Below are 10,013 nucleotides of genomic sequence, written 5' to 3'. Positions count from 1 at the left end.
AGGAGCAAGGCGTCGTACGGGGAGGGATCAGTAGCCGGTGTCACGGGGTGGGGCCTTTCCGGGTGCGGTGTGTTTCGCTCGGGTCGTCCTTCCTTCCGCCGCCGTCCCGCGCCCAGATGCACCGCGCACAGCGCAGTCGCGGTTGCTCGCCGCCCCAGGGCACCGGGTCGGCTCCGCATCCGGCGGGGTCTTCGCGAGGGAAGGAACCGACATGCCGCGCATCGTCGTCGTCAGCCCGCCGTTCGCCTCGCACGCCGTGCCCCTGTCCGTGCTCGCGTCCGCCCTGCGCCGGCGGGGGGCCGAGGTGTACTTCGCGTGCGCTCCGGCGTTCGAGGAACTGGCCGCCCGCGCGGGGGTCGCCTTCGTGCCGTTGACCGTGACCCGGAACGCCAACACCGGCGTCGCGCAGGCCACCGAGCAGGCGGCGACGGAGGCGGCCCGGCTGGCCGAGTTCGTGGACGCCACCCGTGCGGGGGCCGTCGAGACGCTGGTCACGCAGGCGCGCCACCGGCGTGCGGACATGCTGGCCGACCCCGAGGCGGTGTACGCCGCCCTGCGCGCCGTGGACGGACGGCTGCGCCCGGACTGGTACGTGGTCGACCAGCTCGACTGCGCCGTCACCCTCGCCCTGCACTGCCTCCGAGCGCCGTACGCGACGTTCTGCCCGGGCCACCCGACCTATGTGCTGTCGGGGCCCGAAGCCCTGTTCGGTGTCCCCTACGACTGGCCCGAAATACTGCGCCCCGACCCCGCCGAGGCCGCCCGGCTGCGGGCCGTCGCCACCGACAACGACCGGATGTTCTCCGGGCTGTTCAGCGACTTCGCCCGCCGCGTCGCGCCCGAAGCGCCCGCTCCGGGCCGGGCGTTCGGGCTGACCTCGCCGCACGCGGTCCTGTACTCCTACCCGCCGCTCCCCTGGCTGCCCGGGCCGCCGAGCGGTCCCGCGCACCTGTACGCGGGGCACATGACGCGGCCCGTGCAGTCGCCGGGCGCCGCGTGGCTCCGGCGGCTCGACCGGTTGCGCGACCGGTCCGACCGGGTGGTGCTCGTGGCGTTCGGTACGTTCCTGTCGGCGCGCGACGACGTGCTGCGCACGGTGGTGTCAGGGCTGCTGGACGCGGCCGGGTCCACGGCGGTGGTCGTGGCCGCGGGCAGCCGTGCGGAGGCGCTCGCCGACCTCGCGGACGAACAGGTCGTCGTCGCGCCGGCCGTCCCGCAGCAGGAGGTGCTCCCGTACGTCGACGCGATGGTGCACCACGGGGGCGGCAACTCGTTCACCGAGTGCCTGCGGGCCGGGGTGCCGGCGCTGGTCCTGCCGATGTCCAGCGATCAGTTCGCCGTGGCGCGCGACGTCGAGCGGATGGGGGTCGGGCTGGTGCTCGATCCGAACGCGCTGCAGCCCGCGGACGTGGCGAAGGCCCTGGACGCGCTGGGCGAGTCGGCGTTCTCGCGGACCGCCCGCTGGGCGTGCGAGGTCAGCGGGCGGGGCCCCGGGTGGGGAGCGAAGCGGCTGCTGGAGGTCATGGGCGACCGGGTGGCGGGACGCTGACCCGCGATCGACGGTGGCCCGCCCCCTCCCCTCCGTGATCCGGATGCGAGGCCGCAACCACCCGTGCGAGCCTGAGAAGGCAGTAGGCGCTGCCCGGCGCCCGAGTACGTCGAGATCGAGGCCGCGCAGCACGGGCTGCTGCGGACCCACGCGCACGAGGTGAACCGGGCTCGCCCTCCTCGCGGAGCAGGGGCCGGAATCCTCACCGGGAGACCCGAGGAGACACTGTGACCGGAGCCGACGTCCCCACCGCCGTCAGGGCCTTCATCGACGCCACCAACCGTGCCGACAGCGACGCCTTCGTGGACGCGTTCACCGAGGACGCCCATCTGTACGACTACGGGCGCGAGTTCCACGGTCACGTCGGCGTGCGGGACTGGAACCGCACCGACAACATCGGCGTCCAGGCGCACTTCGACCTGGTCGACGCGACCGCGGGCGACGCGGAGGACACCTACGTCGTCACGCTGAAGGTGACCAGCCACCGCTACAACGGCACCGGTCCGATGACCTTCCGCCTGCGGGACGGCCTGATCGCCGACCTGCGCATCGGCTGACGGTGCGGGCGACGGCACCGCTGCGGCGGCGCAGGCGCGGGCGGGTACCGGTCCTCCGGTCCGGACGCCGCGCGAAAACGCGCCCCCGTGAGCTGGAGGGAGGTCGCCGGGGACGGCGTCCTCGCGGCACGTCGGGAACTATCGGGCCTCCACTCAACTGCAGGCGGCAATCGGTGGGTTGAGCCGGGCGAAGCCCTCCTGGCGCTGGTACGGGAAGTACGGGTAGGGCGCTGTCCTGCTGCTGGCCTCGTCGAGCCGCGCGGTCTGCTCGGGGGTGAGGGACCAGTCGACGGCACCGAGGTTCTGGCGGAGCTGCTCCTCGGTGCGGGCGCCGATGATGACCGAGGAGACGGTCGGCCGCTGCAGCAGCCAGTTGAGGGCGATCTGCGGGACGGCCCGGCCGGTCTCCTCCGCGATCTCGTCGAGCACGTCGACGACGCGGTAGAGGAGTTCGTCCTCGACCGGGGGCCCGTAGTCCGCCGTCTCGTGCAGCCGGCTCCGGGCGGGCAGGGGCCGGCCGCGGCGGATCTTCCCGGTGAGCCGCCCCCAGCCCAGCGGGCTCCAGACGAGGGCGCCGAGGCCCTGGTCGAGTCCGAGGGGCATCAACTCCCACTCGTAGTCGCGGCCGACGAGGGAGTAGTAGACCTGGTGCGCGACGTAGCGCGTACGGCCGTGCCGCTCCGCGTGGGCCAGGGACTTCATCGCCTGCCAGCCGGAGAAGTTGGAGATGCCGAGGTAGCGGACCTTTCCCGCCCGCACGAGGTCGTCGAGCGTGGACAGGACCTCGTCGACGGGCGTGCCCGCGTCGAAGGCGTGCAGTTGGAACAGGTCGATGTGATCGGTGTCCAGGCGCCGGAGGGCGGCGTCGCACGCGGCGATCAGCCGGGAGCGGGAGGAGCCGGCGTCCCCGGGGCCGTCGCCCGTGGGCAGGCTGGTCTTGGTGGAGAGCAGCACGCGGTCCCTGCGGCCCTTGACCGCCTGCCCCAGCACTTCCTCGGACGCGCCGCCGGAGTAGACGTCGGCCGTGTCGAACATCGTGACCCCGGCGTCGATGCAGATGTCGACGAGGCGGCGCGCCTCACGCGCGTCGCTGCTCCCCCAGGCTCCGAACAGCGGTCCCTGGCCGCCGAAGGTGCCGGCGCCGAAACTGAGCGCGGGGACCATCAGTCCGGACGCGCCGAGTCGCCTGTACTCCATGTCAGAGCCTTTCGCCCGCCTGCACACCCCTGAACGGTTAACGGGTCTGCAGTTCCGTTAGCAACGAGGCTTACGATAGCAGGCGCGGGTCAGCAAATGGAACAGGAGTCCCGTTATGGAGTACGAGGGTGCCGACCCAGGGACCGTCCGCCCCGGAGGGCGTACGGCACGCGTGCGGGCGGCGGTGCTGCGCGCGGCCGGGGACGCCATGGCGGAACGGGGTTTCGCCCACCTGGACCTCGCGGACATCGCGCGCCGCGCGGAGGTGGGCAAGACGACGGTCTACCGCCGCTGGGGCTCGGTGACCGGTCTCGTGGCCGACCTGCTGACCGACATGGCGGAGCAGTCACTGCCGCGCACGGAGACCGGCTCCCTGCTCGACGACCTGAAGGCCAACGCCCGCCTGGTGCAACGGACGTTGACGGACCCGCGGCAAGGGGCCCTGTTCAAGGCGGTGATCGCGGCCGCCACGTCCGACGCCAGGACGGCCGAGGCCCTGCACCGCTTCTACGAGACCAGGGTCGAGGAGTGGGCCCCTTGCGTGCAACAGGCGGTCGTTCGAGGTGAGTTGCCCGAGGGCACGGACCCCCACGAGGTGATCCGAGCCGTCTCGGCGCCGCTCTACTACCGTTTCCTGACGACCGGCGACCACCTCGACGAGGCGACAGCGGACCGGGCCGCGGAGGCGGCGGCGGCCGCGGCGCGGGCGGGGGTGTACGCGCGACCGGCATGACCGGCATGACCGGCATGAGCCGCTGCGGCCGGCGCGGCGACGGGGTGACGACGCGCCGGAATGCCCCTCCGCCGCCGGCAGGCCGGGGTGTCCTCCTCCGTCGGCAGGTCGGGGTGCCCTCCCCCCGCCGTCAGGACGGGTCCCCCCGTCGACCGCCCCCGCCCCCGCCCCCACCCCGCCGAGGTTCATGCCCCGTCGTCGTCCAGTTCCCCGGCGATCGCGTCCCGCAGCGCGTCGTGCCGCGGGCCGAGCCGGAACCGTTCGTCGGTCCACCGGTCGGCCGGATACAGCCAGACCGGTTTGCCCACCAGCTCGGCCGGCTCCCACTCGTACCGCGGCCACACGTGGGCGTGCAGGAACGGGTCGGTGTTGCCGAGGATCTCCAGGTTGACGCGGCGGAAGCCAGGGTCGAGCCGGCCGCAGGCCCGTTCGACCGCGCCGCCGAGCCGGTCCATGGCGGACAGGAACGCCAGCCGCTTCGGTCTCGGCAGGTCGGACAGCCGTTGCACGCCGGGCTCGTCCACGAGCAGCACGCAGTATCCGGGGAGGAACTGCACGTCGCCGATCACCGCGAAGCCGGACTCGAGCCGTCGCAGCACGGTCGGGTTCTCCCCGCGCAGAGCCGCCCCGATCCGGTCCGCGCGCCAGTCGTCAGTCATGGCCCGAGCCTACGCAACGGCCCGGGCGCACGGCCGGGTTCAGGACCAGGCGATCTCCCCGTGCCGGGAGACGAAGCGGCCGGTGCCGGCGCCGGGCGGCTCCGTGGCGAGCGACACGATCGCGTCCGTGCCCTCCGTGACCGTCTGGGGGCCGCTGTGGCCGTTGAGGTCGGTCGCGGTGTAGCCGGGGTCCGCGGCGTTGACCCGGACGCCCTCCAGCGCCTTGGCGTACTGCGTGGTCAGCATCGTCAGGGCCGCCTTGGAGGACGTGTACAGCGGGGCGACGACGCGGGACTCGGGGCGGTCGGGGTCGTGGGTGAGGGCGAGGGAGCCCATGCCGCTGCTGACGTTGATGATCACGGGGTCGTCCGAGCGGCGCAGCAGGGGCAGGAAGGCGGTGGTCGTGCGGATGACGCCGATGAGGTTGACGTCGAGGACGGCCAGGGCGTCGGCGGCCGTGAGGCCGCTCGGGTCGCCCAGGGGGCCGTGCACGCCGGCGTTGTTGATCAGGACGTCGATCCTCCCCTCACGTGCGGCCACGTCCGCCGCGGCGGCCGCCACGGACGCGTCGTCGGTGACGTCGAGCGGGACGTGGCGGGCGCCGAGCGCGGCGGCGGCCTCCCGGCCCAGCTCGGGGTCGCGGGCTCCCAGCAGCACGGTGTGGCCGTGTCCGATCAGGCGGCGGGCGGTCTCGCGGCCGAGTCCCTTGTTGGCTCCGGTGATGAAGGTGATCGTCATGCCGTCGATCCTGGGCCCGGTGGGCAGGACGGTGCCAGGGACGCCGCGACGGTAGGACGAGCGGTACCACCCTCGGGCGGGCGCGCCCCGCCCTCGGTGCGGGAGCATGGGAGGCATGCCGACGACCCCCGGAACCGGACTGGGCACCATGATCCGCACCTGGCGCGAACGGCTGCCCCCGTCGGCCGCCGGACTGCCCGTGGCCCGCGGGCGCCGGGCCACCGGGCTGCGGCGCGAGGAGCTCGCGGACCTGGCCGGGGTGTCGGTCGACTACGTGGTGCGCCTGGAACAGGGGCGGGCCACGACCCCCTCGCCGTCGGTGGTGGCCGCCCTGGCACGCGCGCTGCACCTGTCCACGGCCGAGCGCGACCACCTGTACCGGCTCGCCCGCCTCGCACCGCCGGCGCCCGGCGTCATCCGCGACCACCTCCCGCCCGGTGTGCAGCGGGTGCTCACCCGCCTCGCGGACGTGCCGGTGGCCGTGTTCGCGGCGGACTGGCACCTGCTGTGGTGGAACCGCGCGTGGGCCGCCCTGCTGGGCGACCCCTCCCCCGCACCGCCCCGGTTGCGCAACTTCGCCCTCGACCGCTTCCCCGTCGACGGCACCCCTCCCCGCCTCGCGCTGTGGCCGGTCACCGAGACGGACCGGGACGCCACCGACGCCGCCGTCGTCTCCGACCTGCGCCGCGCCACCGGCCGCTTCCCGCAGGACGAGCGGCTGGCCTCGCTGATCCGCCGCCTCCTCGCGGGCAACGAGCGGTTCGCGCGGCTCTGGGCGACCGGCGAGGTGGCCGCCCACCGCGAGGACCACAAGAGCATCGACCACCCGACGGTGGGCCCGGTCGAGGTGGACTGCGACGTGCTGACCGACGGCGACTCCGACCTCAAGATCGTCATCATGACCGCCGCGCCGGGCAGCGAGGACGAGAGCAAGGTGCAGCTCGCCGCCGTCACCGGCCCGCCGGCCGTCGCGCGCAGGTGAGCCCGTCCGCGCACCGGTCGACCGGCGGGCGCGAAGTCACGTGCCCACCTCGCCACTGATGTGCGCCGAGCCGCGGCCGGAGGCGCTCCCACCCCTCAGCCGGACGGCCGCCGACGCGATACCGGCGGCCCCGGTGCGCGAAGGCGCGAAGGCGTCACACGGACGCCGACGCCTTCTGCCGGCCGAGCCAGTCGGCGAAGGTCTGCGTGCCGCGCGGCCCCGGGCCGGTGGGCAGCAGACCGCCGGCGCTCATGCCGCCGGGGAAGTACATCGGCAGCACCGGACGCCGACGGGCACCGCCCGCGGCGATCAGCGCGCGTGCCATGTCGACCAGCGACTCGACCCGCGGTCCCGCCAGCTCACCGGCCATGTCCTGCGGCTGCCCGAGCACGAGGTCGGCCAGGGCCTCGCCCACTTCGCGCACGGCGATGGGCTGGACGGGCGCCTTCGGCACCGCCGCGATCGGCCCGGGCACGCCGCTCAGGACCTGCCCCGCGAACTCGTGGAACTGCGTCGCCCGCAGGATCGTCCACGGCACCGCCCCACCCCGGACGATCTCCTCCTGACGCAGCTTGCCCGCGTAGTAGGGGTTCCTGACCCGGTCGACGCCCACGATCGACAGCGTCACCAGGTGCCGCACCCCGGCCCGCTCGGCCGCCGCGACAAGGTTGCGTCCCGCCCGGTCGAAGAAGTCCACCGCCACCGACTTGCGCATGGTGGTGACGTTGGCGACGTCCACGACGCCCTCCGCCCCGGCGAGCGCCGCCTCCAGTCCCGTTCCGTTCAGCAGGTCCACGCCCTTGGCGCGCGACAGCACCACCGGCTCGTGGCCGCGGGCACGCAGCGCCTCCACGACGTACCGCCCGGCCACTCCGGTACCACCGGCAACCGCGATCTTCATGACCACTCCCATCCGCTAGGCGCTGTTTGCAGAGAAGACAGCCGGGCGGTTCCGATCGTGACATCCGGGTGCGTGATCCGCCTCACAGAGGCGGTCCGCTGCCGGCGCCGGGTCGGGACGCGGGAGGCGGAGGTCGTCCGGGCGCCGGCGATCAGTGCGCTTCCGCAGGTGCGCCGGGCCCGCAGAGGGGTAACCGGGGGCCATGTTCTTCTTCAGCAATCGCGTCGGCTGCCTCGGTTCCCTGCTCATCAGCGCGGTGGCGACGATCGTCCTGCTCCTGCTCCTGAACCGCTGAGCACGGACCCCGGCCCCCTGCGCGGCACCGGGGCGACGGCGGGACCGGCCCGCCGCGCGGGCGGGTGCGCTCCGGAGCGGCGGCCGCAGCGGCACTCACGCGGTCCGGAGCGACGCCCGCAGCCGGGGCTCACCCCTGTGGGTCCGTCGGCCGGTCGAGCCACTCGGCCAGCAGGGCGCGCTCGGCGCCGGTGAGCATCGGCAGGTCCGGTACGACGGCCCGGAACGCGACGGCCGCGGCGGCGGTGTCGTCCCCCTCCACGGCCGGTACGTCGGTGAGGACCGCCCGGGTCACCGCGTCGTACATCGCGTCGGCGAGGCCGAGGTCACGCTGCTCGGGCGGCGTCGCCAGCAGGGCGAGGACGGCGCCGGTCCCGGCGGCGTGGATCAGCTCCACCGCGCGCCGTTCGGGCACCCGCAGGCGTCCGGCCGCGGCGAGCCGGTGCACGCGGGCGCGCAGGACGTCCAGGCCGGCGACCGTGGCCGGTGAGCGCGACGCACGCGCGGGGTCCGCGAGGAGGCCGAACACCGCCGGGTTGGCGAGGCCGAAGCCGATGTGGGTGTCCCAGCCGGCCCGCAGGTCCGCCACCGGGTCGCGGTGCTCGGAGCGCTTCCCGGCGACGTAGGTCGCCAGGACGTGCTCGGCGACCGAGTCGAGCAGCCCGTCCTTGTCCCCGAACAGCCGGTAGATGGCGGGCGCCTGCACGCCCGCGGCCTGGGCGACCGCGCGCGTGGTGACGCCGGCGGGTCCGTGCTCGCGCAGGAGGCGAGCGGCGACCTCCACGAGGTTCGTCCGCATCGCGGACCGGCCGTCGAGCGGCTTGGTGGTGTCTGTCACGGTCCGACGATAACGCATCCTTGCTATCGCCGATATTAACGGTGTTAACGTTGTGGCAGTAACGGCGATAACACCGATCGCGTCGGCACCCAGCCAGGAGGCACAGCATGTTCGTCATCACCGGAGCCACCGGTCAGCTCGGCTCCCGGATCGTCCAGCGGCTCGTCACCCGTGTCCCGGCGGACCGGGTCGTCGCCTGCGTGCGTGACCCCGAGCGGGCGGCCGGGCTCCTCACCGCCGGCGTCCACGTGCGGCGCGGCGACTACGACGACCCGGCCTCGCTCGCCCAGGCGTTCGAGGGCGCCTCACGCGTGCTCGTCGTCTCGGTCAACGACGCCGGCGACGCGGCGGTCGCCCGCCACAGGGCCGCGATCGACGCGGCCCGCGCGGCCGGCGCCGAGCGGATCTTCTACACCAGCCACCAGGGCGCCCGCGCCGACTCGTTGTTCGCGCCCATGCCCGACCACGCGGCCACGGAGCGGTACCTGGCCGCGACCGGCGCACCGTTCACATCGCTGCGCAACGGCTTCTACGCCGGCACCGTCCCGCTCCTGCTGGGCGGGGCGCTGGAGACCGGCGAGCTGCGGGCGCCGGCCGACGGGCCCGTGTCCTGGACCACGCACGACGACCTCGCCGAGGCGGCCGCCGTCCTGCTGGCCGACGGCGGCCGGTACGAGGGTCCGACCCCGCCCCTGACCGCGGCACGGGCCTACGACCTCGACGACGTCGCCGGCCTGCTCACCCGGCTGGGCGGACGCACGGTCCGCCGTGTGGTCGTCGACGACGAGGAGTGGACGGCCTCACTCGTCGGCCACGGCATGCCGAGCGGGCAGGCCGACCTGCTCCTCGGCATGTTCCACGCCTCCCGGCGCGGTGAGTTCGCCACCACCGGGACCGCGCTGGAAGACCTGCTCGGTCGCCCGGCCGCCGACCTGCCCGCCTTCCTGGAGGGAGCCGTGGCGACCGCTCGCTGACGGAGGCGCGGTGGAGCACCGACCTGCTCTTCGGCCAGGACCCGCCGCACGGCCTGCTCGCGGCCTTCGACGGCAGTAGCGCCGTCGCGGGAGCCCCCGCGGTGGGGTCAGCCGGCGAGCGCCTCGTCGAGGGTGGAGTGGCAGTCGATCACCGTGTCGACGCCCACGAGTTGCAGGGTGCGCAGCACCGACGCGGTGGGTGCGGCCAGGCGCAGCCAGCCGTCGGCGTCGGTGGCGGCGCGGTGGGCGGTGAGCAGGATGTTGATGCCGCTGGAGTCCATGAACCCCACCTGGTGCATGTCGAGGACGACGCGGGGCCGTGCGGCGCCCGTGACGCCGTCGAGTGCCCGCCTCAGCTCGTCGCCGGTGTGGTGGTCGATCTCCCCGGCCAGCGTCAGCACGTGTACGTCGCCGGTGGCGGCGGACAGGACGGACAGTCCGTCCGGCGGCTGGGCCGGCTCGGCGCGCTCTGTTCCCACCAGTGGTTCCTCTGCCATGACGGTGATACTGGCACACCAGTGTTTCAGAGCGAACTCCTGTACCACATCGGACGCCGACCGCCGGGTGACGAACGCGTGCGGGACGGGTCCT

11 protein-coding genes are annotated in these 10,013 nt (G+C 74.2%); 5 read left to right on the top strand and 6 right to left on the bottom strand.

Annotation, left to right across the window (positions count from 1 at the left end; translation table 11 throughout):
* Positions 1-211 precede the first annotated feature (211 nt).
* A complete protein-coding gene (locus tag E4U92_RS19480) occupies positions 212-1,549 on the top strand; it encodes a glycosyltransferase (RefSeq protein ID WP_137301708.1) in 1,338 nt (445 codons plus the stop codon).
* 227 nt (positions 1,550-1,776) lie between these two features.
* Complete coding sequence (locus E4U92_RS19475) at positions 1,777-2,106, top strand: nuclear transport factor 2 family protein (protein WP_137301707.1); 330 nt, start codon at positions 1,777-1,779, stop codon at positions 2,104-2,106.
* A 153-nt stretch (positions 2,107-2,259) separates the two neighbouring features.
* On the opposite strand, the gene E4U92_RS19470 is transcribed toward E4U92_RS19475, so the two are convergent.
* Complete coding sequence (locus tag E4U92_RS19470; RefSeq protein WP_137301706.1) at positions 2,260-3,303, bottom strand: aldo/keto reductase; 1,044 nt, start codon at positions 3,301-3,303, stop codon at positions 2,260-2,262.
* Between the two features lie 115 nt (positions 3,304-3,418).
* Between E4U92_RS19470 and E4U92_RS19465 the strand changes: the two genes are divergently transcribed.
* On the top strand, positions 3,419-4,036 hold the full coding sequence (locus tag E4U92_RS19465) for a TetR/AcrR family transcriptional regulator (RefSeq protein WP_137301705.1): 618 nt from the start codon (positions 3,419-3,421) through the stop codon (positions 4,034-4,036).
* Positions 4,037-4,221: 185 nt separating this feature from the next.
* Here the strand turns inward: E4U92_RS19465 and E4U92_RS19460 are convergent, their stop codons facing one another.
* Together E4U92_RS19460 and E4U92_RS19455 are read right to left on the bottom strand one after the other, a co-directional pair.
* Positions 4,222-4,695, bottom strand: coding sequence for an HIT family protein (locus tag E4U92_RS19460; RefSeq protein ID WP_137301704.1), 474 nt, complete (start codon positions 4,693-4,695; stop codon positions 4,222-4,224).
* A 39-nt stretch (positions 4,696-4,734) separates the two neighbouring features.
* Entirely contained in the window at positions 4,735-5,433 is a 699-nt protein-coding gene (locus E4U92_RS19455) for an SDR family NAD(P)-dependent oxidoreductase (RefSeq protein WP_137301703.1), read from the bottom strand.
* A 115-nt stretch (positions 5,434-5,548) separates the two neighbouring features.
* On the opposite strand from E4U92_RS19455, the gene E4U92_RS19450 reads away from it, so the two are divergent.
* Positions 5,549-6,415 (top strand): helix-turn-helix transcriptional regulator, encoded by an 867-nt coding sequence (locus E4U92_RS19450; RefSeq protein ID WP_137301702.1) that lies wholly within the window; start codon positions 5,549-5,551, stop codon positions 6,413-6,415.
* Positions 6,416-6,569: 154 nt separating this feature from the next.
* Here E4U92_RS19450 and E4U92_RS19445 read toward each other — a convergent pair whose 3' ends face one another.
* Positions 6,570-7,316, bottom strand: coding sequence for an SDR family oxidoreductase (locus E4U92_RS19445; protein WP_137301701.1), 747 nt, complete (start codon positions 7,314-7,316; stop codon positions 6,570-6,572).
* Between the two features lie 424 nt (positions 7,317-7,740).
* Positions 7,741-8,448 carry a TetR/AcrR family transcriptional regulator gene (locus E4U92_RS19440; protein ID WP_229862975.1) on the bottom strand — a complete coding sequence of 236 codons (708 nt, stop codon included), beginning with the start codon at positions 8,446-8,448 and terminating at the stop codon, positions 7,741-7,743.
* 107 nt (positions 8,449-8,555) lie between these two features.
* On the opposite strand from E4U92_RS19440, the gene E4U92_RS19435 reads away from it, so the two are divergent.
* Positions 8,556-9,422: an NAD(P)H-binding protein gene (locus E4U92_RS19435; RefSeq protein WP_137301699.1), complete on the top strand. Its 867-nt coding sequence runs from the start codon at positions 8,556-8,558 to the stop codon at positions 9,420-9,422.
* A 107-nt stretch (positions 9,423-9,529) separates the two neighbouring features.
* On the opposite strand, the gene E4U92_RS19430 is transcribed toward E4U92_RS19435, so the two are convergent.
* Positions 9,530-9,919, bottom strand: a complete 390-nt coding sequence (locus E4U92_RS19430) for an STAS domain-containing protein (protein ID WP_137301698.1) — start codon at positions 9,917-9,919, stop codon at positions 9,530-9,532.
* Positions 9,920-10,013 lie beyond the last annotated feature (94 nt).

This window comes from Streptomyces galbus, assembly GCF_005280195.1.
Classification (GTDB): Bacteria; Actinomycetota; Actinomycetes; order Streptomycetales; family Streptomycetaceae; genus Streptomyces; species Streptomyces galbus.
The sequence above is the reverse complement of the archived record's forward strand: the minus strand, read 5'-3'. Positions and strand labels throughout refer to the sequence as shown.

Bases quoted from the DNA above. Each gene is read 5' to 3' on its own strand.
- E4U92_RS19480 (WP_137301708.1), top strand. From the start codon at position 212: ATGCCGCGCATCGTCGTCGTCAGCCCGCCGTTCGCCTCGCACGCCGTG.
- E4U92_RS19470 (WP_137301706.1), bottom strand. From the start codon at position 3,303: ATGGAGTACAGGCGACTCGGCGCGTCCGGACTGATGGTCCCCGCGCTC.
- E4U92_RS19465 (WP_137301705.1), top strand. From the start codon at position 3,419: ATGGAGTACGAGGGTGCCGACCCAGGGACCGTCCGCCCCGGAGGGCGT.
- E4U92_RS19460 (WP_137301704.1), bottom strand. From the start codon at position 4,695: ATGACTGACGACTGGCGCGCGGACCGGATCGGGGCGGCTCTGCGCGGG.
- E4U92_RS19455 (WP_137301703.1), bottom strand. From the start codon at position 5,433: ATGACGATCACCTTCATCACCGGAGCCAACAAGGGACTCGGCCGCGAG.
- E4U92_RS19450 (WP_137301702.1), top strand. From the start codon at position 5,549: ATGCCGACGACCCCCGGAACCGGACTGGGCACCATGATCCGCACCTGG.
- E4U92_RS19445 (WP_137301701.1), bottom strand. From the start codon at position 7,316: ATGAAGATCGCGGTTGCCGGTGGTACCGGAGTGGCCGGGCGGTACGTC.
- E4U92_RS19435 (WP_137301699.1), top strand. From the start codon at position 8,556: ATGTTCGTCATCACCGGAGCCACCGGTCAGCTCGGCTCCCGGATCGTC.
- E4U92_RS19430 (WP_137301698.1), bottom strand. From the start codon at position 9,919: ATGGCAGAGGAACCACTGGTGGGAACAGAGCGCGCCGAGCCGGCCCAG.